Here is a 23,243-nt window from a genome sequence, read left to right as displayed (position 1 = left end):
AGCATGGGATGAGCGTTACACTTCCACGACGCTATTGGCTGACCGGTGCCGGCAACGGTATTGGCGCGGCGTTGGCCGAAGAAATACTGAAAACCGGCGCCCACCTGGCGGTCAGTTCACGCTCGGTGGCATCTTTGAAAGTCTTGTCCAAGCGCTATCCAGGACGGGTGATGGTGGTGGCTGGTGACCTGACCAACAGCCAGACCGTGCGTGAAATCGGCGAACGGATTGCCCGGGAGTGGGGCTCGCTGGATTCAGTAATCCTTAACGCCGGCACTTGCGAGTATGTCGACGCCCGGCAGCTGGATGCTTCAATCATTGAGCACGTCGTACGCACTAACCTGCTTGCCAGCAGTTATTGCATCGAAGCTGCCGTGCCCTTGCTGCGGGCCGGGACTGCGCCGCACCTGGTGGGGATGGCCAGTCCGGCAACCTATCTGCCGCTGCCCCGGGCCGAAGCCCATGGCACTTCGAAAGCCGGCTTGCGGTATTTGTTCGAGTCCTTGCGCCTCAATCTGGCGCCGGACGGCATCGAAGTCACCATGGTCAGCCCGGGCTTCGTCGACACACTGCCGGCCGCGAACAACGACGTGCCGTCCCGCCTCTCCTGGCCTGTGGATAAAGCCGCTCGGCATATCTTCGAAGAACTCAAGCGCCGCCCCCCGGAGATCGCCCTGCCTGCGCTGTTCATGGCCGAACTCTGGCCGCTGTCGAAAATGCCCGACAACGGGAAACTGGCAATCGGTAAACGCATGATAGGTGGCCAGCCGCCAATCAAGGATCAGCCGTGAAGATCGCCATCGTCGGCAGCGGCATTTCGGGCCTGACCAGCGCCTACCTGCTCAATCGCAGCCACGAAATCAGCCTGTTCGAGGCCAGCGACCGTGTCGGCGGTCATACCCATACCGTAGACGTGACAGTCGAGGGCCAAAGCTACGCGGTGGACACCGGCTTCATGGCGTTCAACGACTGGGCCTATCCGAATTTCATTCGTCTGCTGGGTCAACTTGGCGTGGCTTTCAAACCGACGCCAATGAGTTTTTCGGTCACCGACCCGGATACTGGCCTCTGGTACAACAGCAACAACCTCAACAGCCTGTTTTCCCAGCGCCGCAATCTGTTGTCGCCGGGGTTCTGGGGCATGCTGCGGGACGTCTCGCGCTTCAATAAAGTGGCACAACGCGACCTGATCGAAGGGCAGATCGCGGCAGACACCACGCTGGACGACTATTTGAAAGCGGGAGGCTATGGCGAGCGGTTCATCCTGCATTACATCGTGCCGATGGGGGCCGCGATCTGGTCGATGTCCATGGCTGACGTCCTGGGTTTTCCAATGCGGACCTTCGTCAGGTTCTTCAACAATCATGGTCTGCTGTCCGCTGACAATCGCCGACCATGGTGCGTGATCGAAGGGGGCTCGAGTGCCTATATCACCCCATTGACGGCGAGTTTCAAACAGAAAATCAGGCTCAATGACCCGGTCAATCGAGTCGAACGCGATGGGGATGGCGTAGTTATCCACAGTGCCGCCGGCAGCGAGCGATTCGATAAAGTGGTGTTCGCGTGTCACAGCGATCAGGCACTGAAAATGCTGGCCAGGCCCAGCGACGCCGAACAGTCGATCCTCGGTGCCCTGCCCTACGCGGACAATGAAGTCGTGCTGCATACCGACACCCGTGTGCTGCCGGAGCAAAAACTGGCCTGGGCCGGTTGCAACTATCGCCTCGGCGGCCCCGGCCACACGCGGGCGGCCGTCACCTACGACATGAATATTGTGCAGGGCATCGAGAGCGACACGACCTTCTGTGTCAGCCTCAATCAAAGTGCCGGCATCAGTCCGTTCAAGGTGCTCGCCCAATACACGTATGCCCACCCGCAATTCAGCCTGGCGGCCGTCGCCGCCCAGGAGCGCTGGGAAGAATTGAACGGCGCGCACCACACTTACTTTTGCGGCGCCTATTGGGCCAGCGGTTCCCATGAAGACGGCGTGATCAGCGCCTTGCGTGTTGCCCGCGCGCTCGGGGAAACTTTGTGACAGCGCCGCCTGCGTAGCTCGATAGTCCTGCGGCGCCGGGTCCAGGCCGCGCGAATACCTTTGTGGATCATCCTGCTGTACGCCACTGCACCCAAGCGTCCGTCAGGCCTTTCACACAGCAGCGTCCCGCTGTCTTACACTGCGCCCCATGAAGACCATTGCCCACACGCAAATCGCCGAACCGGCGGTCACTTGCTCGACCTGCGCCGCGTGCTGCTGCCAGCTTGAAGTGATGCTGATCACCGACACCGGCGTGCCCGAGCGATTTATCGATACCGACGATTGGGGTGGGGAGGTCATGCTGCGTCTGGATGACGGCTGGTGCGCCGCGCTGGATCGCAACACGATGATGTGCACTATCTACGAAAAACGCCCGTTGATCTGCCGGGAGTTCGAGATGGGCGCGCCGGAATGCATCGAAGAGCGCCAGGGGATTACCACGGCGTATCGGTGAATCAAAATCACCGAAGATCCTGTGTGGGAGCGGCGGTGCGGCGACCCGACTTGCCCGCGATAGCGATTTACCATTCAACATCAATGTTGACTGATAGTCCGTCATCGCGGGCAAGTCGAATCGTCGCACCGCCGCTCCCACAGTGACCGAGTCCAGGGTTACAGCGGCATCGTGTAGTGCAGCGCGTAGCTTTCCACACCGTCGTTCGGGCTGCTGATGCCGGCATTGGAGTAGTGCGTCGCACGAATCCCGACTTCATGGCCGCCCGCAAAGCGCAGGCCAAAGCCGAACCGGTCTTCAAACTGGAACGCACTGCCAAGCTGGTTGTTTTCGACTTCGGTATTGGCGAACGCCGCTACGCCAACGCCCAACTCCACGTACGGCTTGACGTTCTGTCCAGAAAATTCGTAAACCAACACTGGCGAAAACGACAGACTGTGATTACTGGAACTCTTGTCGCCATCCCAATAGGTGTAGGCCCCACTCCAGTAACCGGTCAGACGACCGACGTCACTTTGCAGCCAGCTCTTGTCCCAGTCGAATTGCATGCCCAGCCGATAGGTCATGGTCGACTCATCGGTTTGGCCGACCGCGAACTCCACGCCTGCCGCCTGGGCGGAAAAATTGTGCCCCATCAGTGCGGCCGCAATCGCGGCCAAGCAGAATAGTCGCTTCATTAGAAACATCCTTTTCCGAACGATTTTTGTGTGGTTTTTTTTGTAGCTCTCAATAGCACTAAAACTATAGAAATCGTCGTTTAATCAGAAGTTCATCCCAATTATCCGTTTTCCCAAGATTTATCTACTTGTTGAAGCTTCGCACAACGCCCGAGGTATTCCACAGTATCGGCAAGATATTTCTGAAATGCTCCGGATCGGCACTCGTCCAGAACTGCGCAGCATCGGCTGTTCCATCGGCCAGCAATTCGCGCTCGGTCAACAGACGCTGTAGTTGCCGTGCCACCGCGGCGCCGGTGTCGATCAAACTGATGTCCTCAGGGATCATCTGCTTTAGCAACGGCTTTAGGAAGGGGTAATGCGTACAGCCGAGAATTATCGTGTCACAACCGGCGGCAAGCAGCGGTCCGACATACCTGGCAAGCAACTCACGCAGGGCAGGACTGTGCAGGTCACCGTTTTCAATCAGCTCCACGAGCCCGGGACACGGCTGAGTGATCACCCGCACATCCGTGGCGAAGCGATCGAGTAACGCGGCAAATTTGGCACTCTGCAAGGTGCCGGTGGTGGCCAGCACACCCACCACACCACTGCGGGTGGCCGCGGCGGCGGGCTTGACCGCCGGTTCCATGCCGACAATCGGCCACTGGGGATAGTCGCGCCGCAAATCCGCAACACCGGCGACCGTAGCCGTGTTGCACGCCAGCACCAGGGCCTTGGCACCCTGCTGCTGAAAAAATTCGGCCATGACGCTGCAACGCTGACGGATGAATTCCGGGGTTTTTTCGCCGTAGGGCACATTCCCGCAATCGGCAACGTACAGCAGCGACTCATTGGGCAGTAAGCGCTGGATCTCGGCCAGCACCGACAGCCCACCGACGCCGGAATCGAACACGCCGATTGGCGCTTCACGCATGGGCAGTACCACAGACGCTGCACCCCGGATCACGCTTGACCCGCAACTCGCGAAAGCGCGTGCCCAAGGCATCGATCAACAACAGACGCCCCACCAGCGGCTCGCCAAAACCCACCAACAGTTTCATGGCTTCCAGCGCCTGGAGGCTGCCCACCAATCCCACCAGAGGCCCGACCACGCCGGCTTCGCTGCACGTCAGTTCGGCTTCGCTGCCGTGTCCGTATAAACAGTGGTAACACGGACTGTCCGCACGCCGTGGGTCGAACACCGACAATTGCCCTTCGAGGCGAATCGCCGCGCCGCTGACCAACGGCTTGCGCGCACTCACACAGGCGGCGTTGACCGCCTCACGGGTGGCAAAATTATCCGAGCAGTCCAATACCAGATCCACGGCACCCACGGCGGCGGCCAGGGAGTCTTCGTCCAGCGCCGCGCGATGGGCGATCAATTGAATCTCGGGGTTGATCGCGCCTAGACGGCGGATGGCCGAATCGACCTTGCTGACCCCGACGCTATCCGTGTCGTGGATGATCTGGCGTTGCAGGTTGGTCAGGTCGACGCTGTCGAAGTCTGCCAGATGCAGTTCACCGACCCCCGCGGCGGCCAGATACAGCGCCACCGGTGAGCCAAGACCGCCAAGACCGACGATCAATACGCGGCTTTGCTTGAGTCGCAACTGACCGTCTATGTCGACGTGTTGCAACAGAATCTGCCGGCTATAGCGCAACAATTCCTGATCATTCAGCACGGCAGGCACCCCAGACTGATGCGTTCGTGGCCGCCCAGATCGGTGCGGCTATGGACCTGTTCAAAACCCCGGGCCAGCAGCAACTCGCGCACCGCACCGGCTTGATCGTAACCGTGTTCGAGCATCAGCCAGCCACCCGCCTCAAGATAATCAGGCGCCTGGGCGACGATCAGACGCAGATCGTCGAGCCCGTCGACACCGGCCACCAGAGCGCTGGCCGGTTCGAAGCGGACGTCGCCCTCGGCCAGATGCGGATCGGCGGACGCGATGTAGGGCGGGTTGCTGATGATCAGTTGAAAGCGCTGGCCCGCCAGCGCGCTGAACCAATGACTGCTAAGGACCGTGGCGTTGTTCAGGTGCAGGCGCTGCCGATTGCGCTCGGCCAGGGCCACGGCTTCGAGCACGCGATCCACGGCGGTGACCTTCCACGCCGGACGTTCGCTGGCCAGGGCCAGGGCAATAGCGCCGCTGCCGGTGCCCAGGTCGAGCACACTGGCCGGGGTCGCCGGCAGCAATTGCAGTGCGGCTTCCACCAGCAGCTCGGTGTCCGGGCGCGGGATCAGCGTGTGCGGCGCCACTTCCAGATCGAGCTTCCAGAAACCTTGCTGGCCAAGGATGTACGCCACCGGTTCGCCGCCACGACGACGCTGCAAAAAGCCGGCAAAGGTCAATGCGGCTTCGCTCGGGACGATGCGTTCCGGCCAGGTGTGCAGGAAACTGCGGGATTTGCCCAAGGCAGCGGCCAGCAGCAATTCGGCATCCAGACGCGCCGTGGGCGAGTCGGGCAATTCGGCGGCACGCAACAAACTGGCAATGATCGTCATTTACTCACCTATGGCCGCCAGTTGATCGGCCTGGTACTCGGCCAGCAACGGCTCGATCACCGCATCGACACCGCCCGCGAGGATTTCGTCGAGAGAGTACAACGTCAGGTTGACCCGATGGTCAGTCACCCGGCCCTGGGCAAAGTTGTAGGTGCGGATCCGCTCGGAGCGATCGCCCGAGCCCACCAGCAATTTACGCTCGCTGGCAATGGCATTGGCGGCGGCGCTGGTCTGCTGGTCGTTGAGCTTGGCCGACAGCCAGGACATCGCCCGTGCGCGGTTCTTGTGCTGGGAACGTTCTTCCTGGCACTCGACGACGATGCCGGATGGCAAGTGGGTGATGCGGATCGCCGAATCGGTCTTGTTGACGTGTTGGCCGCCGGCACCGGAGGATTTGTAGGTATCGATCCGCAAATCGGACGGGTTGATCTCGATCGCTTCCTGTTCGTCCGGCTCGGGCAACACGGCCACGGTGCAGGCCGAGGTGTGAATGCGCCCCTGGGATTCAGTGGCCGGAACCCGCTGCACCCGGTGTGCGCCGGATTCGAATTTCAACTTGCCGTAGACGTTGTCGCCTTCCACCCGGGCGATGACTTCTTTAAAGCCGCCGTGTTCGCCGATGTTCTCCGAGAGAATTTCCACGCGCCAGCCACGCCGTTCGGCGTAACGCGAATACATGCGGAACAGGTCGCCGGAGAAGATCGCCGCTTCGTCACCGCCGGTGCCGGCGCGGATTTCGAGGAACACGTTACGGCCGTCGTTCGGATCCTTGGGCAGCAGCATGCGTTGCAATCCGGCTTCGATTTCGATCAGTTGCTCTTTGGCTTCGCGGACTTCTTCCACGGCCATTTCGCGCATGTCCGGGTCGTTGTCCTTGAGCAGTGCCTGGGCGCCTTCGAGGTCGCCTTGCACTTTGAGCAACTGTTTATAGGTTTCGACAATCGGCTCGATTTCCGCGTATTCCTTGGAATAGGTGCGGAATTTGGTCTGATCGGAAATGACCTCGCCATCGCCAAGCAAGGCGGTCAATTCCTCGAAACGGTCCTGGAGGATGTCCAGCTTATTGAGCAGTGACGCTTTCATTGCGGTTTCTTATCCGAAAAGCTATCCGATGAGCCCTCACCGAGGGCAAAGAGTTCCTGGGCCATGGCCAGCGCATCGAGGCGGCCTTCGGCAGAGAGCTTTTTCAATTGCACGCTCGGGGCATGCAAGAGTTTATTGGTCAGGCCCCGCGCCAATTGCACCAGCACGTCTTCGGCGCTGCTGCCGTTGGCCAGCATCCGCTGGGCCTTGAGCAATTCTTCGTCGCGCAGGCGCTCGCTTTGTTGACGATAAGCCTTGAGCACATCCACCGCCGCCAGTTCACGCAGGCGGACCATGAAGTCTTCGGCACCGATCGAAACCATCTCTTCCGCCGCCTGGGCTGCACCCTGACGGCTCTTGAGGTTTTCGGCGACCACCTCGTGGAGATCGTCGACGCTATACAGGTAAACGTCGTCCAGTTCACCGACTTCCGGCTCGATATCCCTAGGGACGGCAATATCCACCATGAAAATCGGCTTGTGCTTGCGCAGCTTCAAGGCACTTTCTACCGCCCCCTTGCCCAGGATCGGCAACTGGCTGGCGGTGGAACTGATGACGATGTCGCTGCGCACCAGCTCGGCCGGGATATCCGAGAGCAACACGGCGTGGGCGCCGAACTGCTCGGCCAGGATGCTCGCACGCTCCAGCGTCCGGTTGGCGACCACGATGCGCTTGACCCCCAACTCATGCAGATGGCGGGCGACCAGGGTAATGGTCTCGCCGGCGCCAATCAGCAAGGCCTGGCTGCGTTGCAGGTCGCTGAAAATCTGTTTGGCCAGGCTGACCGCGGCAAACGCCACGGACACCGGGTTCTCACCGATGGCGGTGTCGGTGCGCACTTGCTTGGCCGCATTGAACGTGGCCTGGAACAGTCGTCCGAGCAACGGACCGATGGTGCCGGCTTCGCGCGCCACGGCGTAGGCGGACTTCATCTGACCGAGAATCTGCGGTTCGCCCAACACCAGCGAGTCGAGCCCGGAGGCCACCCGCATCATGTGACGAACTGCCGCATCATCTTCGTGCACATAAGCGCTCGCGCGCAGCTCTTCGAGGCTCAAATGGTGATAATCGGCCAGCCAGCGCAACACCATGTCAGCCGAAAGGTGATCCTGTTCTATATAGAGCTCACTGCGATTGCAGGTGGAGAGGATCGCAGCTTCGCGGCTGTCGGTGAGTCGGCAGAGCTGCTGCAAGGCCTCCACCAGCTGTTCAGGGGTAAAGGCCACGCGCTCGCGGACGTCTACTGAAGCAGTCTTGTGGTTGATACCGAGTGCAAGGAAGGCCATTCAAGGTCGCTGATGGTGACGTGAAGCCGGCAATTGTCCTACTTCGACACAGCGAGAACAACTACTCGATCTCTATTGGCCCGGCAGGCGATAGCCAGGCGTGCGAGCGCTTCTCGTTTACAGGGTTCGCCGCCGCCCCCTTGTAGGAGCGAGCTTGCTCGCGATAAACCTGAGGGCGCCGCGGGGTGCCAGGCTTCCAGCGTTATCGTTGACGACCTTCGCGAGCAAGCTCGCGCCTACAGGGGGATCGTGTCCAGGGGACCGGTGTACAGGGGAAAATGGAGGGGCGGTTATGTTTGGCCGAAGGCTTGTGTCATGATGATCCGACCGCAGGTTAGTCGTCCTCCTCCTATATGAATAGATCTTCCGCGTTGCTCCTCGCTCTTGTCTTCCTCAGCGGCTGCCAGGCTTTGGCACCCGTTTCGCCGGACGGTACGCCGCCGGTCGAAGACAGCACCCCGGCCCCTGTAAAGCCCAAGGTTTACAGCTCCTTCAGCGAAGATACCGTCTTCAGCCTGTTGAGCGCTGAACTGGCTGGCCAGCGCAATCGCTTCGACATTGCCCTGGACAACTACGTGACCCAGGCGATCAACACCCAGGATCCGGGCATTTCCGAGCGGGCATTTCGTATCGCCGAGTATCTGGGCGCCGATCAGGCAGCGCTGGACACCGCGCTGATCTGGGCGAAAAACGCCCCGGACGATCTCGAGGCGCAACGGGCCGCCGCGGTGCAGCTGGCTCGCGCCGGACGTTATGACGATTCGATGGCCTACATGGAGAAAGTCCTGCTAGGCAAAGGCGACACGCATTTCGACTTCCTCGCCCTGTCTGCGGCCGATACCGATCAAGACACGCGCAACGGCCTGATGAAAAGCTTCGACCGTCTGTTGCAGCGCCACCCGAACAACAGCCAGCTGATTTTCGGCAAGGCTTTGCTGCTGCAACAAGACGGTGATACCAAGGGCGCGCTGGCCCTGCTGGAAGACAATCCCCCGGACGAGGGTGAAATTGCCCCGATCCTGCTGCGCGCACGCCTGCTGCAATCGCTCGAGCGTGGCGATGAAGCCTTGCCGCTGCTGAAAAAAAGCATCAAGCAGTACCCGGACGACAAACGCCTGCGCCTGACTTACGCGCGCATGCTGGTTGAACAGGACCGCATGGACGAGGCCAAGGTCGAGTTCTCGAGCCTGGTCCAGCAGTACCCGGAGGACGACGAACTGCGATATTCCCTGGCCCTGGTGTGCCTGGAAGCCAAGGCCTGGGACGAGGCCAAGGGGTATCTGGAAGAACTGATCGCCCGGGACAGCCATGTCGATTCGGCCCACTTGAACCTCGGCCGTATCGCGGAAGAACGCAATGACCCCCAAGGTGCACTGATCGAGTACGCCCAGGTCAGGCCGGGTAACGATTACCTGCCGGCACAATTGCGCCTGACCGATATCCTGATCAATAACGGCAGGACCGCCGAAGCCCAACGCCGTCTGGCGGCAGAGCGCGACGAACAGCCCGATTACGTCATTCAGTTGTATTTGATCGAATCCGAAACCCTGGCCGCCAATAAACAGGGGGACAAGGCCTGGAAAGTCTTGCAGCAAGCGCTGGAGAAATACCCGGACGACTTGAATTTGCTGTACACCCGCGCCATGCAGGCGGAAAAACGCAATGACCTGGCGCAGATGGAAAAAGACCTGCGGCAGATCATCAAGCGCGACCCGGACAATGCGATGGCACTGAACGCCCTGGGTTATACCCTGTCCGACCGTACGACGCGTTACGCCGAAGCCAAGGCCCTGATCGAACAGGCGCACCAGATCAATCCGGAAGACCCGGCGGTGCTCGACAGCCTCGGCTGGGTGCACTACCGCCTGGGCAATCTCGATGAGGCCGAACGCTACTTGCGCCTGGCCCTGGATCGCTTCCCCGACCAGGAAGTCGCCGCTCACCTGGGCGAAGTCTTGTGGGCCAACGGCAAGCAACGCGAAGCCAGGCAAATCTGGGGCAAGTTCCTCAAGGAACAGCCCGACAGCCCTATCCTGCGCAGCACCATCAAGCGCCTGACCGGATCAGAGACTCTATAAACCTATGTTCATGCGCCACCTCATCGTTTTCAGTTTCATTGCCCTGCTCGCCGGTTGCGCGGGCTTCGGTGCCCGCGAATCGGTCCAGGGTCAAGGCAACACGGCCCAGTGGCGCGAGTACAAGCAGCAGCTTACGGGGCTTGACGGCTGGCAGATCAACGGCAAGATCGGCATCCGCGCGCCCAAGGATTCCGGCAGCGGCACCTTGTTCTGGCTGCAACGCCAGGATTACTACGACATCCGCCTTTCCGGCCCCCTGGGTCGCGGCGCGGCTCGCTTGACCGGTCGCCCCGGCAAAGTCTCACTGGAAGTCGCCAACCAGGGCCGTTATGACGCGACGTCTCCGGAAACGCTGCTCGAAGAACAGCTTGGCTGGAAATTGCCGGTGTCCAATCTGGCCTGGTGGGTGCGCGGGCTTCCGGCCCCGGACAGCAAAAGTCGCCTGACTCTGGACACCGACAGCCGCCTGGCCAATCTCGAACAGGATGGCTGGCAGGTGGAGTACCTCAGTTACGCCGAGCAAAACGGCTATTGGCTGCCCGAGCGCATCAAACTGCATGGCACCGACCTTGACGTCACGCTGGTGATCAAGGAATGGCAACCTCGCAAACTGGGGCAATGACCATGACCGCGCCTCGCTTGACGCTGCCCTCCCCGGCCAAACTCAATCTGATGCTGCACATCCTCGGTCGCCGTGAAGACGGTTACCACGAGTTGCAGACCATTTTTCAGTTTCTCGATTACGGCGATGAAATCACCTTTGCCGTGCGCGACGATGGCGTGATTCGCCTGCACACCGAATTCGAAGGAGTCCCGCACGACAGTAATCTGATCGTCCGGGCGGCAAAAAAACTTCAGGAGCAATCCGGCTGTTCGCTCGGGATCGACATCTGGATCGAAAAAATCCTGCCCATGGGCGGTGGCATCGGTGGCGGCAGCTCAAATGCCGCGACGACTCTGCTCGGCCTCAATCATCTCTGGCAACTGGGTTGGAATGAGGATCGGCTGGCCACCTTGGGCCTGACGCTGGGCGCCGACGTCCCGGTTTTCGTGCGTGGCCACGCGGCTTTTGCCGAGGGCGTCGGGGAAAAACTGACCCCTGTAGACCCCGAAGAACCTTGGTATCTCGTGCTTGTGCCGCAAGTATCTGTAAGTACAGCAGAAATTTTTTCAGATCCGTTGTTGACACGTAACTCTTCTCCCATTAAAGTGCGCCCCGTTCCCAAGGGAAACAGTCGAAATGACTGCTTACCGGTGGTAGCAAGGCGTTACCCAGATGTACGTAACGCATTGGATTTGTTAGGTAAATTTACCGAAGCAAAACTCACCGGAACTGGAAGTTGTGTGTTTGGGGGCTTCCCAAGCAAAGCTGAAGCTGATAAAGTCTCGGCCCTTCTTACAGAGACCCTTACAGGGTTTGTAGCAAAAGGAAGCAACGTTTCGATGTTGCATCGCAAGCTGCAAAGTCTGCTCTAAAAGGAACCGAGTACTGGGTACTCGTTGCAACAGATACAGGGGCGTCGCCAAGCGGTAAGGCAGCAGGTTTTGATCCTGCCATGCGTTGGTTCGAATCCAGCCGCCCCTGCCATTTTCTATACTCATCCAGGTTACCCTCAGCCTCTAGGTACTGCGCGTGTCCAAGATGATGGTCTTTACGGGGAACGCTAACCCCGATCTGGCTCGGCGTGTCGTACGTCAGCTGCATATCCCTCTCGGTGACATCTCTGTCGGTAAGTTTTCCGACGGCGAAATTACTGCCGAGATCAATGAAAACGTCCGCGGTAAAGATGTCTTCATTATTCAGCCGACTTGCGCTCCGACCAACGACAACCTGATGGAACTGGTAGTGATGGCTGATGCCTTCCGCCGCTCCTCGGCTACTCGTATCACTGCTGTAATTCCTTACTTTGGTTATGCCCGTCAGGATCGCCGTCCGCGTTCCGCACGTGTGGCTATCAGCGCGAAAGTCGTTGCTGACATGCTTACCGTAGTCGGCATCGACCGTGTTCTCACGGTTGATCTGCATGCTGACCAGATTCAGGGCTTCTTCGATATTCCGGTAGATAACATCTACGGCTCCCCCGTTCTGGTGGATGACATTGAAGATCAGCGCTTCGAAAACCTGATGATCGTCTCCCCGGACATTGGTGGCGTCGTGCGTGCACGTGCCGTTGCCAAATCCCTGGGCGTGGATCTCGGGATCATCGACAAACGCCGTGAGAAAGCCAATCACTCTGAAGTGATGCATATCATCGGTGATGTCGAGGGGCGTACCTGTATCCTGGTCGATGACATGGTCGATACCGCCGGCACATTGTGCCACGCGGCAAAGGCTTTGAAAGAGCATGGCGCTGCCAAGGTTTTCGCCTACTGCACACACCCCGTGCTGTCGGGTCGGGCAATCGAGAACATTGAAAATTCCGTGCTGGACGAGCTGGTGGTGACCAACACCATCCCGCTGTCCGCTGCAGCACAAGCCTGTGCGCGTATCCGTCAACTGGATATCGCCCCGGTAGTTGCCGAAGCGGTCCGCCGCATCAGCAATGAAGAATCGATCAGCGCGATGTTCCGTTAAGGGCCCTGCCCTTTTCATTACATCCTGTTGACGAAAAGCGCCCCGCCCCGGCATTCCTGTCGGGGCGGGGCTTTTTTGCCCATATCGCCTTTAGCGCTGGTCGCAAACGCTGGGGCGAATGTGGTTATTTTGGAGATACAACATGAACGAATTTACTCTGAATGCTGAAGTGCGTTCCGACCTGGGGAAAGGTGCGAGCCGCCGCCTGCGTCGTCTCGCAAGCCTGGTTCCAGCTGTAGTTTACGGTGGCGAAAAAGCCCCTGAATCCATCAGCATGCTGGCTAAAGAAGTTGCCAAACTGCTCGAAAACGAAGCGGCTTACAGCCACATCATCGAGCTGAACGTTGGCGGCACCAAGCAAAACGTAATCATCAAGGCTCTGCAGCGTCACCCGGCCAAAGGCCACGTGCTGCACGCTGACTTCGTACGCGTTGTAGCCGGCCAGAAACTGACCGCTATCGTGCCTGTACACTTCGTCGGCGAAGAAGCTCCGATCAAGAAAGGCGGCGAAGTTTCGCACGTCGTTTCGGAAATCGAAGTGACCTGCCTGCCGAAAGATCTGCCTGAATTCATCGAAGTCGACCTGGCTGACGCCGAAATCGGTTCGATCATTCACCTGTCCGACCTCAAAGCCCCTAAAGGCGTTGAGTTTGTTGCTCTGGCACACGGTGACGACAAGGCTGTTGCCAACGTTCACGCTCCACGTGTTGCTCCAGAAGCTACCGAAGAAGGCGCAGCAGAGTAATTCACTCTGTGATGCCGGAGTGATCAAGTAACATCGCGGACTGGAACGTAGCGAGAAAGCGGGCGAGAACGCGGAGTTTACATAATGGTAAATGAGCACTTGCCGTCCACTTTCGCCGCACACACCGGTTGCGGCGATGTTATCCACCACTCCAAGGAAGGGCCCCTATCGTGACTGCCATAAAACTGATCGTTGGCTTGGGAAATCCAGGCGCTGAATACGAACAGACCCGGCATAACGCAGGGGCCCTTTTTGTTGAGCGCATCGCGAACGCACAGGGCGTAAACCTTGCGGCGGATCGCAAATATTTCGGCCTGACCGGGCGCTATTCGCATCAGGGTCAGGATGTTCGTCTGCTGATTCCCACCACGTACATGAACCGCAGCGGCCAGGCCGTGGCGGCACTCGCCGGTTTCTTCCGCATCAAGCCTGAAGAAATTCTCGTGGCGCACGACGAACTCGACCTGCCTCCGGGCGTTGCCAAGCTCAAACAGGGCGGCGGCCATGGCGGTCACAACGGGTTGCGCGACATCATCGCGCAACTGGGCAATCAGAATACCTTTCACCGCTTGCGGCTTGGCATTGGCCACCCGGGCGTTGCCAGTATGGTTTCAAATTTCGTCCTGGGTCGTGCGCCACGCGCCGAACAGGAAAAACTCGATGCCAGCATCGATTTTGCCCTCGGCGTGCTGCCGGATATCCTCGCCGGTGAATGGAACCGCGCGATGAAAAACCTGCACAGCCAGAAGGCCTGACACTTATCCGAGGGGAAACACCATGGGATTCAATTGCGGCATCGTCGGCCTGCCTAACGTCGGCAAGTCCACCCTGTTCAACGCCCTGACCAAATCCGGGATCGCGGCCGAGAACTTCCCCTTCTGCACCATCGAACCGAACACCGGTATCGTACCGATGCCGGATCCGCGTCTGGAGGCCCTGGCGGCCATCGTCAATCCCAAGCGCATCCTGCCGACCACCATGGAATTCGTCGACATCGCAGGCCTGGTGGCTGGTGCTTCGAAAGGTGAAGGCCTGGGCAACAAGTTCCTCGCCAACATCCGCGAAACCGATGCCATCGCCCACGTGGTCCGCTGCTTCGAAGACGAGAACGTGATTCACGTCTCCAATAGCGTCGATCCCAAGCGCGACATCGAGATCATCGACCTGGAACTGATCTTCGCCGACCTCGACAGCTGCGAGAAGCAACTGCAGAAAGTTGCGCGTAACGCCAAGGGGGGTGACAAGGACGCCGTGGTCCAGAAGGGCCTGCTAGAGCAATTGATCGCTCACTTCACCCTCGGCAAGCCTGCGCGCACGCTGATGAAGACCATGGGCGCCGACGACAAAGCGGTCATTCGCGGCTTCCACCTGCTGACCACCAAGCCGGTCATGTACATCGCCAACGTCGCTGAAGACGGTTTCGAGAACAACCCGCTGCTGGACATCGTCAAGGCCATCGCCGAAGAAGAAGGCGCCATGGTGGTTCCGGTCTGCAACAAGATCGAAGCCGAAATCGCCGAACTGGATGACGGCGAAGAGAAAGACATGTTCCTCGAAGCCCTGGGCCTTGAAGAGCCTGGCCTGAACCGCGTGATCCGCGCCGGCTACGAGATGCTGCACTTGCAGACCTACTTCACCGCCGGTGTCGAAGAAGTCCGCGCCTGGACCGTCCGCGTCGGTGCTACCGCACCCCAGGCCGCTGGCGTGATCCACACCGACTTCGAAAAAGGCTTCATCCGCGCCGAAGTCATCGCCTATGACGATTTCATCCAGTACAAGGGCGAAGCCGGCACCAAGGAAGCCGGTAAATGGCGCCTGGAAGGCAAGGACTACATTGTTAAAGACGGCGATGTGATGCACTTCCGTTTCAACGTGTAAAACATCTGCTAAAGAAAAAGCCGCGTTCGATACGCGGCTTTTTTGTGCCTGAAATCCGGGCAACACCACCGACCTGTAGGAGCGAGGCTTGCCCGCGAAGCTTTTAGCGTCAGTGATGACGCCTTCGCGGGCAAGCCTCGCTCCTACAGGTCACGCGGGCTCAGGCCTTCTTGGTTCTCGGCAGGAAGATCGCCAACACGCCAAACAACGGCAGGAACGAGCACAGGAAGTACACGTACTCGATGCCATGAACATCCGCCAGATGCCCGAGCAACGCCGCGCCAATCCCGCCAAAACCGAACATCAGCCCGAAGAACACCCCGGCAATCATCCCGACATTGCCTGGCACCAATTCCTGGGCGTACACCACGATGGCCGAAAACGCCGAGGCCAGGATGAAGCCGATCACCACGCTGAGAATGCTGGTCCAGAACAGGTCGACGTGAGGCAGGATCAGGGTGAACGGTGCCACGCCAAGAATCGAAAACCAGATCACTGCCTTACGCCCGATCTTGTCGCCGATCGGCCCGCCGAAGAAGGTCCCTGCCGCTACCGCTCCGAGAAACAGGAACAAGTGCAACTGCGAACTGGCCACCGACAGGTCGAATTTCTCGATCAGGTAAAAGGTGAAGTAGCTGGTCAAACTGGACATGTAGAAATACTTGGAGAACACCAGCAGCCCCAGTACCACCAAGGCACTGATCACCCGGTTTTTCGACAAGCCGTGCGTCGCTGCCTGACCTTGCTTGAGCTTGAACAGGCTCAAGTGATTGGCGTACCAACGACTGATCCGGTAGAGCACGAACAGCGCAAACACCGCGAATAATCCGAACCAGGCCACATGGCCCTGTCCGAAAGGAATGATGATCGCGGCGGCGAGCAACGGACCGAAGGCCGACCCGGCATTACCACCGACCTGGAAGGTCGATTGCGCCAGGCCGAAACGCCCGCCCGAAGCCAGGCGCGCCACGCGAGACGCTTCCGGGTGGAAAGTCGAGGAGCCGATGCCGATCAGCCCGGCCGCCAGCAGAATCAACGGGAAGGTACCGACCACCGACATCATCAGAATGCCGATCAGCGTGCACACCGTTCCGGCAGGTAGCAGCCAGGGCTTGGGATGGCGATCGGTGTGGTAGCCGACCCACGGCTGCAGCAGCGAGGCCGTCAGTTGAAAGGTCAGGGTGATCAAGCCGACCTGGGTGAAGCTCAGGCCATAGTTGGCCTTGAGCATTGGGTAAATCGATGGCAACACCGACTGGATCAGGTCGTTGATCAAATGCGCCAGAGCCACGGCGCCGATGATGCGCATGACCAGGGGGCTGCTTTGTGAAGTCGCGGATGCCGGCTGAGCGCCGGTCTGGACGTTGCTGATAGCCATGGGAATTTCCGTACAGCGGATGGGTGCACACGGGCAGGTGCGTCAATGTGCCATTTTTCAGGGCTGCAGCGCCATCCCCTTAGCCTGCTAACGACCGTACCTTGAAGGCCTGGAGTGCGAATACCGGGAGATTTCTGCTCAGATGATGCCCTTCCCCGACCCGATTTTTCGGCTCTCAGGGATAAGCGGTTGAAAGCGCAGAGAAATATTTTATATTTACGCTTGACGCATTATCGTTTGCGGTGAATAATGCGCGCCACTTGGCTACATAGCTCAGTTGGTTAGAGCATAGCATTCATAATGCTGGGGTCCGGGGTTCAAGTCCCTGTGTAGCCACCAAGTACTAAAAACGGCTTACCGAAAGGTAGGCCGTTTTTTTATGCCTGGAGAAAAGCGGCCTGAACCGTTGAGTGCACGCGCGCCTCATCGGCATGACCATGCTGCCCTCCCTCCGACAGAAAATTCGCTGATGCATGAAGGACAAATGCGTCTTTGCCGTGGGCCATGATTTGCGTCACTGGCTGTCGGCCGATAAAGTCCTCGGATCTTTTCCCACGGACGGAGTGCCCTGCGTGTCCTCAGCCTTTGACTTGAGCCGCTATCGCCTGTCAGCGCTGTCGCTGATTGCCAGCGCTTCGATCCTTGCCGCGTGCAATGCTCCGCCCGCCTCGACGTTGCCGATCGCACCGGAAGCCGCCTCGGGCTACCGCACCGACCTGCAAACCCGGCACGCCTCGAAACACATGGCGGCAGCGGCCAACCCCCTGGCGGCCGAAGCCGGGCGGGAGATGCTGCGCCGGGGCGGTTCGGCGATCGATGCGGCCATTGCGATGCAAGCCGTCCTGACGCTGGTCGAGCCGCAATCCTCGGGCATCGGCGGTGGCGCGTTGATCGTGCTCTGGGATGGCAAGACCGTGCGCACTTACGACGGCCGCGAAACCGCACCGGCCGGCGCCACCGAGAAGCTTTTCCTGCAGGCCGACGGCCAACCGATGCCGTTCACTCAGGCACAGATCGGTGGTCGTTCGGTGGGCACGCCGGGGGTGTTGCGCGCACTGGAACTGGCTCATCAGAAACACGGCCGCCTGCCATGGGCCCAACTGTTCGAGCCGGCGATCGAACTGGCCGAGCAAGGCTTTGCCATCTCGCCGCGCCTGCATCGATTGATCGCCTCGGACTCGTCCATCACACGCTCGCCGCAGATGGCTGCGTATTTTCTGAACGCTGATGGCAGCCCGAAAGCCGCAGGCACGCTATTGAGAAACCCGCCCCTGGCCGCCTTGTACGTACGCATCGCCCAGGAGGGTCCCGATGCGCTGTACAAAGGCGCTGTTGCACAGGAGATCGTCGCCAGGGTTCAGGGTCACGCCAACCCCGGCAGCCTGTCGCTGAACGATCTTCAAGGCTACAGCGCCAAGGAACGCGCGCCGCTGTGCACCGACTACAAGCGCTGGCAGGTCTGCGGCATGCCGCCGCCGTCGTCGGGCGGGATCGCCGTGGCGCAGATCCTCGGCACCTTGCAGGCCCTGGAGAGCCGCGATGCGCGCTTTGCGTTGGCGCCACTGAAACCGCTCAAGACTGACAAGCCTGCAGGCCTCGAGCCCGCCCCTGAAGCCGTACACCTGATCGCCGAAGCCGAGCGCCTGGCCTACGCCGACCGCGCGCTGTATCTGGCCGACACAGACTTCGTGCCCGTCCCCGTCAAAGGCCTGGTAGACCCGACCTATCTGGCCAGCCGTGCCGCCCTGATCGGTGACCGCAGCATGGGCATGGCCAAACCCGGCACGCCGCCGGGCATTAAGGTCGCCTATGCGCCAGACCGTTCGCCGCTGCGCATCTCCACCTCGCAAGTGGTGGCGGTCGATGACCTGGGCGGTGCGGTGTCGATGACCACCACCGTCGAATCCGCCTTCGGTTCGCACCTGATGGTTCAGGGCTTCCTGCTCAATAACCAGATGACCGACTTTTCGTTCATCCCCGAAGAGAACGGGCAGAAGGTCGCCAACCGCGTCGAGCCCGGCAAGCGCCCGCGCTCATCCATGGCGCCAACCTTGATCTTCGACCGTCAGAGCGGCGAATTCCTCGCCACCCTCGGCTCCCCCGGCGGCTCGCAGATCATTGAATACGTCGCCAAATCCACCATCGGCCTGCTGGACTGGAACCTCGACCCGCAAACCGCCATCGCCCTGCCCAACTTCGGCAGCCGCAATGGCCCGACGGAACTGGAACGCGGACAATTCAGCGCCGGGCTGATTCAGACATTGAAGGACAAAGGGCACAGCGTGAGCGAGATCGACATGACCAGCGGGACCCAGGCGATTGTTCGGATCAAGGATGCGCAGGGGAAAGCCGCGCTGGCAGGTGGGGCGGATCCGCGGCGTGAGGGGGAAGCGCTGGGAGATTGAGTCGTACGCTGGAACGAGAAAGGGCTTACCGGGAGGTAGGCCCTTTTTTATGGAGAGCGGAAGTCAGGCGGCCATATGTACTAACGCGAGATCTTCAGCGCCTGTCGCGCCTTGTGCTTCTCCAGCGCCAGCTCGATCAGGCGACTGACCAGCTCGCTGTAGGTCATCCCGGTGGCCTGCCACAGCTTGGGGTACATGCTGATGCGGGTGAAGCCGGGGAGCGAGTTGATCTCGTTGATCAGCACTTCACCGTTGTCTGTCAGGAACACATCGACCCGCGCCAACCCGGAACAGCCCAACACCTGAAACGCCTCGACGGCCAGCGCCCGGATGCGCTCGCTGGCCTCAGGGCTGATGTTGGCCGGGACCACCACCTCAGCCGCCTGATCGTCGATGTATTTACTGTCGTAGGAATAGAACCCGCTACGCACCACGATCTCGCCGCAACCGCTGGCGATGGCGTCTTCGTTGCCCAGTACCGCGCATTCGATCTCGCGACCGCTGACGGCAGACTCGACCAGGACTTTCTCATCGAAATCCAGCGCCAGTTCGATCGCCGCCAGGTACTCGGCTTCGTCGCTCACCTTGCTCACGCCCACGGAGGAGCCCTGGTTAGCCGGTTTGACGAACAGTGGCAGGCCGAGCTTGCCCTGGACCTCGGCGAACCCGGTGCGCGCCGCCGTGGCGCGGGTCAGGGTCACGAACGGTGTGACCGCCAGGCCGGCGTCACGCAGCAGGCGCTTGCTGATGTCCTTGTCCATGCAGACCGCCGAACCGAGCACATCGGAGCCGACGAACGGCAGATCGGCCATGCGCAGCAATCCCTGCAGACAGCCATCCTCACCCAGGGTGCCGTGGACGATCGGGAAGATCACATCGACATGGCCCAGCAGTTCCTGGCTGGAGGTTTCGACCAATTGCTGGCTGGCCTTGCCGGGCACGACGGCGAGCTCGCGGTTGGACTGGTTGAGGGCGATCAGCGCCGGATTTTCCTGGTTGAGCAGGAAGTTCGACGGATCGTTCAGGTGCCAGTGGCCTTGCTTGTCGATACCGATCAGCACCGGTTCAAAGCGCGAACGATCCAGCGCATCGACAATATTTTTCGCCGACTGCAGCGACACCTCGTGCTCGGCCGAACGGCCTCCGAAAATAATCCCCACCCGCAACTTGCTCATTCAAGACTCCTCAGCGATTAGCCATCCGATTACACAACACTCGCGGCCGGGCAACTTCCGGCTCGCGGCATCCGTGCGCCGAAATACGCCGCGCAGCTCACGCCGACGGCCCCCATAACCGCGCTGAAAATCACACAGATCCACGGGCTCCATGGCATCAGTCCGATCAACAGCAGCGGAGTGACACTCGCCCAGGCGGCGTAGGCAATGTTGTAAGTGAAGGAGATGCCCGAAACACGGATCCGCGCCGGAAACAGGCTGACCATCACCGACGGCACCGCACCCACCACCCCGCAACAGAGGCCGGCCACCGCATAGGCCAGGCCGATCCAGCTGCCCCCGGCAATCAGGCAGGTGTAGAGCACGCCGATGCCCAACGGCAGCAGCAGGCTATAGAGCATCACGGTGCGCCAGGCGCCGATGCGGTCAACGAGCAGCCCGGCGAGCACACAGCCGACGTTAAGGAAAACGATGCCCAGCGCACTCAGGGCGAAGGTATGGCTGGCCGTCATGCCGAAGGACTTCTGCATCATGGTCGGGGTGATGACCACGAACACCACCACCGCCGAGGTCAGCACGCAGGTGAGGAGCATCGCCGGCAGCATGGCCAGGCGATGTTCACGCAACACCGTGCGCAGCGGCAGTTCGACCGCGGCATCGCGCTGGGCCTGCATGGCCATGAACACGGGGGTCTCGCTGAGCCAGCGACGCAGCCAGACGCCAATCACCCCAAACACACCGCCCAGCAGGAACGGATAACGCCAGGCGTAATCAAGGATTTCCGCCGGGGTGAATGCCTGGGCGAGAAAGGTCGCGGTCAGGGCACCGATCAGGTAACCAAACGTCAGGCCGGCCTGCAGGAAGCCCAGGGCGTAACCTCGATGCCCCACGGGTGCGTGCTCGGCGACGAACACCCAGGCGCTCGGCACTTCCCCGCCGACTGCAGCCCCCTGCAGGATGCGCAGGGCCAGCAGCAACAAGGGTGCGAAATAACCGATCTGCGCGTAGGTCGGCATGATCCCGATCAGCAGGCAGGGCAGCGCCATCATCAGGATGCTCAGGCTGAAGACTTTCTTGCGTCCAAGCCGGTCGGCGAAATGCGCCATCAAGATCCCGCCCAGGGGCCGCGCCAGATAACCGGTGGCGAAAATCCCGAAGCTTTGCAGCAAGCGCAGCCATTCGGGCATTTCCGGCGGAAAGAACAGCTGGCTGAGGGTCAGCGCAAAAAACACAAAAATGATGAAGTCGTAGATTTCCAGCGCGCCACCCAAGGCGGCAAGGCCCAGGGTCTTGTAGTCGGAGCGGGTGAACGGCGCCGGGCGCGAATCGGTATTGGCAGTCATGAACAGAACTCTGGCACAGGTCAAAAACCAAGGCGCACATGGTCTACGCAAACGCGCCAGTGGACAACCCGTTAGACCAAAGTCCAATACGGGTAAAACTTCGTCACAAAAAAAGGTCGATTCAATTACTGTTGGCAGCTGTCCAGACGGGCCTGTGCAGCCCTGAAGACCTCAATAAAAACTAAAAATCCGAGGTACGCCCGTGGCCGCTGATATCGAAGATAGCCGCTCCGCCCGCTTTGCCCTGCGCTGCTCAAGCTTTGCCGAGCGCTGGTTCCCCGATTCCTGGGTGTTTGCCGCGCTGGCGGTGATCATCGTCGCCGTGGCCACTCTGGCCATGGGCGCCAAACCCACCGATGCCGCCATGGCCTTTGGTGACGGTTTCTGGAGCCTGATCCCGTTTACCATGCAGATGGCCTTCGTGGTGATCGGCGGTTACGTGGTCGCCAGCTCGCCACCGGCGGTGAAACTGATCGACCGCCTGGCACGCCTCCCGAAAAACGGTCGCTCTGCCGTGGCCTGGGTCGCACTGATCTCCATGGTCGCCTCGTTGTTGAACTGGGGGCTGTCGCTGGTGTTTGGCGGTTTGCTGGTGCGCGCCCTCGCCCGCCGGACCGATCTGAAAATGGATTACCGCGCCGCCGGTGCCGCCGCCTATCTGGGTCTGGGCGCGGTGTGGGCCCTGGGCCTGTCGTCCTCCGCAGCGCAATTGCAGGCCAACCCGGGCAGCCTGCCGCCGTCGATTCTGTCGATCACCGGGGTGATTCCGTTCACCCAAACCATCTTTCTCTGGCAGTCCGGCGTGATGTTACTGGCGCTGATCGTGATCTCGCTGATCATTGCCTATGCCACCGCACCGGGCCCCAATTCCGCCCGTGATGCCCAGGCCTGCGGCGTCGACCCGAGTTTCAACCTGCCGCCGCTGCAACCGCGCACCCGCCCCGGCGAATGGCTGGAACACAGCCCGTTGCTGACGATTCTGCTCGTGCTGCTGGCGGCCGGATGGCTGTTCCACGAGTTCTCGACCAAACCGGCGATCAGTGCGATTTCCGGGCTGAACACCTATAACTTCCTGTTCATCATGCTCGGTGCCCTGCTGCACTGGCGCCCGCGTAGCTTCCTCGATGCAGTAACCCGCGCGGTGCCGACCACCACCGGTGTCCTGATCCAGTTCCCGTTGTACGGTTCGATCGCCGCGTTGATGACCACCGTCAAAGGGACGGACGCCCAGACCCTGGCCCACCACATCTCGACCTTTTTCGTCAGCATCGCGTCCCACGACACCTACGCGCTGTTGATGGGGGTGTACTCGGCGATCCTCGGTTTCTTCATCCCGTCCGGCGGCGGCAAGTGGATCATCGAAGCGCCCTACGTGATGCAAGTGGCCAACGACCTGAACTACCACCTGGGCTGGGCCGTGCAGATCTACAATGCCGCGGAAGCCCTGCCCAACCTGATCAACCCGTTCTACATGCTGCCACTGCTGGGCGTGCTGGGGTTGAAGGCTCGGGACTTGATCGGATTCTCGTTCGTGCAGCTGCTGGTGCACACGCCGCTGGTGCTGGTGCTGCTGTGGGCGCTGGGGACGACGCTGACGTATACGCCACCAGTGATGCCTTGACGCAAAAAAGGGCCGATATTTT

21 protein-coding genes and 2 tRNA genes are annotated in these 23,243 nt (G+C 60.3%); 14 read left to right on the top strand and 9 right to left on the bottom strand.

Annotated features, from left to right (window positions below; genetic code table 11):
- Window positions 1-8 precede the first annotated feature (8 nt).
- From PMA3_RS03805 to PMA3_RS03795, 3 genes are all read left to right on the top strand, one after another.
- The gene (locus PMA3_RS03805) at window positions 9-791 is read left to right on the top strand and encodes an SDR family NAD(P)-dependent oxidoreductase (RefSeq protein WP_064675918.1); all 783 of its coding nucleotides are present in this window, start codon (window positions 9-11) and stop codon (window positions 789-791) included.
- Window positions 788-2,035: an NAD(P)/FAD-dependent oxidoreductase gene (locus PMA3_RS03800; RefSeq protein ID WP_064675917.1), complete on the top strand. Its 1,248-nt coding sequence runs from the start codon at window positions 788-790 to the stop codon at window positions 2,033-2,035. Before PMA3_RS03805 ends, PMA3_RS03800 begins: the two co-directional genes overlap by 4 nt.
- 148 nt (window positions 2,036-2,183) lie before the next feature.
- The gene (locus PMA3_RS03795; RefSeq protein ID WP_064675916.1) at window positions 2,184-2,489 is read left to right on the top strand and encodes a YkgJ family cysteine cluster protein; all 306 of its coding nucleotides are present in this window, start codon (window positions 2,184-2,186) and stop codon (window positions 2,487-2,489) included.
- A 158-nt stretch (window positions 2,490-2,647) separates the two neighbouring features.
- On the opposite strand, the gene PMA3_RS03790 is transcribed toward PMA3_RS03795, so the two are convergent.
- The 6 genes from PMA3_RS03790 to hemA all read right to left on the bottom strand — a co-directional run bounded on the left by PMA3_RS03790 (window position 2,648) and on the right by hemA (window position 8,023).
- Window positions 2,648-3,166, bottom strand: coding sequence for an acyloxyacyl hydrolase (locus PMA3_RS03790; protein ID WP_064675915.1), 519 nt, complete (start codon window positions 3,164-3,166; stop codon window positions 2,648-2,650).
- Between the two features lie 124 nt (window positions 3,167-3,290).
- The gene (murI, locus tag PMA3_RS03785; protein WP_064675914.1) at window positions 3,291-4,082 is read right to left on the bottom strand and encodes a glutamate racemase; all 792 of its coding nucleotides are present in this window, start codon (window positions 4,080-4,082) and stop codon (window positions 3,291-3,293) included.
- Window positions 4,075-4,830 (bottom strand): molybdopterin-synthase adenylyltransferase MoeB, encoded by a 756-nt coding sequence (locus PMA3_RS03780; RefSeq protein ID WP_064680611.1) that lies wholly within the window; start codon window positions 4,828-4,830, stop codon window positions 4,075-4,077. Before PMA3_RS03780 ends, murI begins: the two co-directional genes overlap by 8 nt.
- Window positions 4,824-5,654 (bottom strand): peptide chain release factor N(5)-glutamine methyltransferase, encoded by an 831-nt coding sequence (prmC, locus tag PMA3_RS03775; RefSeq protein WP_064675913.1) that lies wholly within the window; start codon window positions 5,652-5,654, stop codon window positions 4,824-4,826. The genes PMA3_RS03780 and prmC overlap by 7 nt, the downstream gene beginning before the upstream one ends.
- The gene (gene prfA, locus PMA3_RS03770) at window positions 5,655-6,737 is read right to left on the bottom strand and encodes a peptide chain release factor 1 (RefSeq protein ID WP_064675912.1); all 1,083 of its coding nucleotides are present in this window, start codon (window positions 6,735-6,737) and stop codon (window positions 5,655-5,657) included.
- Window positions 6,734-8,023, bottom strand: a complete 1,290-nt coding sequence (hemA, locus tag PMA3_RS03765; protein ID WP_064675911.1) for a glutamyl-tRNA reductase — start codon at window positions 8,021-8,023, stop codon at window positions 6,734-6,736. Before hemA ends, prfA begins: the two co-directional genes overlap by 4 nt.
- Before the next feature lie 353 nt (window positions 8,024-8,376).
- Between hemA and PMA3_RS03760 the strand changes: the two genes are divergently transcribed.
- From PMA3_RS03760 to ychF, 8 genes are all read left to right on the top strand, one after another.
- Window positions 8,377-10,101 carry a tetratricopeptide repeat protein gene (locus PMA3_RS03760; RefSeq protein ID WP_064675910.1) on the top strand — a complete coding sequence of 575 codons (1,725 nt, stop codon included), beginning with the start codon at window positions 8,377-8,379 and terminating at the stop codon, window positions 10,099-10,101.
- Between the two features lie 4 nt (window positions 10,102-10,105).
- Complete coding sequence (lolB, locus tag PMA3_RS03755; protein ID WP_064675909.1) at window positions 10,106-10,723, top strand: lipoprotein insertase outer membrane protein LolB; 618 nt, start codon at window positions 10,106-10,108, stop codon at window positions 10,721-10,723.
- 2 nt (window positions 10,724-10,725) lie between these two features.
- Window positions 10,726-11,577: a 4-(cytidine 5'-diphospho)-2-C-methyl-D-erythritol kinase gene (gene ispE, locus PMA3_RS03750; protein ID WP_064680610.1), complete on the top strand. Its 852-nt coding sequence runs from the start codon at window positions 10,726-10,728 to the stop codon at window positions 11,575-11,577.
- A 37-nt stretch (window positions 11,578-11,614) separates the two neighbouring features.
- Window positions 11,615-11,689, top strand: a tRNA-Gln gene (locus tag PMA3_RS03745).
- A gap of 45 nt (window positions 11,690-11,734) precedes the next feature.
- The gene (locus tag PMA3_RS03740) at window positions 11,735-12,676 is read left to right on the top strand and encodes a ribose-phosphate pyrophosphokinase (protein WP_003171603.1); all 942 of its coding nucleotides are present in this window, start codon (window positions 11,735-11,737) and stop codon (window positions 12,674-12,676) included.
- 142 nt (window positions 12,677-12,818) lie between these two features.
- Window positions 12,819-13,421: a 50S ribosomal protein L25/general stress protein Ctc gene (locus PMA3_RS03735; protein ID WP_064675908.1), complete on the top strand. Its 603-nt coding sequence runs from the start codon at window positions 12,819-12,821 to the stop codon at window positions 13,419-13,421.
- Window positions 13,422-13,591: 170 nt separating this feature from the next.
- Window positions 13,592-14,176: an aminoacyl-tRNA hydrolase gene (gene pth, locus PMA3_RS03730; RefSeq protein ID WP_064675907.1), complete on the top strand. Its 585-nt coding sequence runs from the start codon at window positions 13,592-13,594 to the stop codon at window positions 14,174-14,176.
- Window positions 14,177-14,198: 22 nt separating this feature from the next.
- Window positions 14,199-15,299, top strand: a complete 1,101-nt coding sequence (gene ychF / locus PMA3_RS03725) for a redox-regulated ATPase YchF (protein ID WP_064675906.1) — start codon at window positions 14,199-14,201, stop codon at window positions 15,297-15,299.
- A gap of 160 nt (window positions 15,300-15,459) precedes the next feature.
- Here the strand turns inward: ychF and PMA3_RS03720 are convergent, their stop codons facing one another.
- Window positions 15,460-16,677 (bottom strand): MFS transporter, encoded by a 1,218-nt coding sequence (locus PMA3_RS03720; RefSeq protein ID WP_064675905.1) that lies wholly within the window; start codon window positions 16,675-16,677, stop codon window positions 15,460-15,462.
- Window positions 16,678-16,939: 262 nt separating this feature from the next.
- Between PMA3_RS03720 and PMA3_RS03715 the strand changes: the two genes are divergently transcribed.
- Together PMA3_RS03715 and ggt are read left to right on the top strand one after the other, a co-directional pair.
- Window positions 16,940-17,016: transfer RNA gene (locus tag PMA3_RS03715), tRNA-Met, on the top strand.
- Window positions 17,017-17,249: 233 nt separating this feature from the next.
- Window positions 17,250-19,082 (top strand): gamma-glutamyltransferase, encoded by a 1,833-nt coding sequence (ggt, locus tag PMA3_RS03710; RefSeq protein WP_064675904.1) that lies wholly within the window; start codon window positions 17,250-17,252, stop codon window positions 19,080-19,082.
- Window positions 19,083-19,162: 80 nt separating this feature from the next.
- Here the strand turns inward: ggt and ddlA are convergent, their stop codons facing one another.
- Window positions 19,163-20,257: a D-alanine--D-alanine ligase gene (ddlA, locus tag PMA3_RS03705; protein WP_064675903.1), complete on the bottom strand. Its 1,095-nt coding sequence runs from the start codon at window positions 20,255-20,257 to the stop codon at window positions 19,163-19,165.
- 29 nt (window positions 20,258-20,286) lie between these two features.
- Entirely contained in the window at window positions 20,287-21,600 is a 1,314-nt protein-coding gene (locus tag PMA3_RS03700; RefSeq protein WP_064675902.1) for an MFS transporter, read from the bottom strand.
- 202 nt (window positions 21,601-21,802) lie between these two features.
- Between PMA3_RS03700 and PMA3_RS03695 the strand changes: the two genes are divergently transcribed.
- The gene (locus PMA3_RS03695) at window positions 21,803-23,221 is read left to right on the top strand and encodes a short-chain fatty acid transporter (RefSeq protein WP_064675901.1); all 1,419 of its coding nucleotides are present in this window, start codon (window positions 21,803-21,805) and stop codon (window positions 23,219-23,221) included.
- Window positions 23,222-23,243: the final 22 nt, after the last annotated feature.

The organism is Pseudomonas silesiensis, from assembly GCF_001661075.1.
Classification (GTDB): Bacteria; Pseudomonadota; Gammaproteobacteria; order Pseudomonadales; family Pseudomonadaceae; genus Aquipseudomonas; species Aquipseudomonas silesiensis.
Note: the sequence above shows the minus strand (reverse complement) of the source record. Positions and strands in the feature narration are given on the sequence as shown.

Excerpts from the sequence above, each read along its gene's own strand:
- PMA3_RS03790 (WP_064675915.1), bottom strand. The coding sequence starts at position 3,166 with ATGAAGCGACTATTCTGCTTGGCCGCGATTGCGGCCGCACTGATGGGG.
- murI (WP_064675914.1), bottom strand. The coding sequence starts at position 4,082 with ATGCGTGAAGCGCCAATCGGCGTGTTCGATTCCGGCGTCGGTGGGCTG.
- ddlA (WP_064675903.1), bottom strand. The coding sequence starts at position 20,257 with ATGAGCAAGTTGCGGGTGGGGATTATTTTCGGAGGCCGTTCGGCCGAG.
- PMA3_RS03720 (WP_064675905.1), bottom strand. The coding sequence starts at position 16,677 with ATGGCTATCAGCAACGTCCAGACCGGCGCTCAGCCGGCATCCGCGACT.
- ychF (WP_064675906.1), top strand. The coding sequence starts at position 14,199 with ATGGGATTCAATTGCGGCATCGTCGGCCTGCCTAACGTCGGCAAGTCC.
- PMA3_RS03760 (WP_064675910.1), top strand. The coding sequence starts at position 8,377 with ATGAATAGATCTTCCGCGTTGCTCCTCGCTCTTGTCTTCCTCAGCGGC.
- PMA3_RS03735 (WP_064675908.1), top strand. The coding sequence starts at position 12,819 with ATGAACGAATTTACTCTGAATGCTGAAGTGCGTTCCGACCTGGGGAAA.
- prfA (WP_064675912.1), bottom strand. The coding sequence starts at position 6,737 with ATGAAAGCGTCACTGCTCAATAAGCTGGACATCCTCCAGGACCGTTTC.
- hemA (WP_064675911.1), bottom strand. The coding sequence starts at position 8,023 with ATGGCCTTCCTTGCACTCGGTATCAACCACAAGACTGCTTCAGTAGAC.
- PMA3_RS03700 (WP_064675902.1), bottom strand. The coding sequence starts at position 21,600 with ATGACTGCCAATACCGATTCGCGCCCGGCGCCGTTCACCCGCTCCGAC.
- ispE (WP_064680610.1), top strand. The coding sequence starts at position 10,726 with ATGACCGCGCCTCGCTTGACGCTGCCCTCCCCGGCCAAACTCAATCTG.
- PMA3_RS03795 (WP_064675916.1), top strand. The coding sequence starts at position 2,184 with ATGAAGACCATTGCCCACACGCAAATCGCCGAACCGGCGGTCACTTGC.
- lolB (WP_064675909.1), top strand. The coding sequence starts at position 10,106 with ATGTTCATGCGCCACCTCATCGTTTTCAGTTTCATTGCCCTGCTCGCC.
- prmC (WP_064675913.1), bottom strand. The coding sequence starts at position 5,654 with ATGACGATCATTGCCAGTTTGTTGCGTGCCGCCGAATTGCCCGACTCG.
- PMA3_RS03805 (WP_064675918.1), top strand. The coding sequence starts at position 9 with ATGAGCGTTACACTTCCACGACGCTATTGGCTGACCGGTGCCGGCAAC.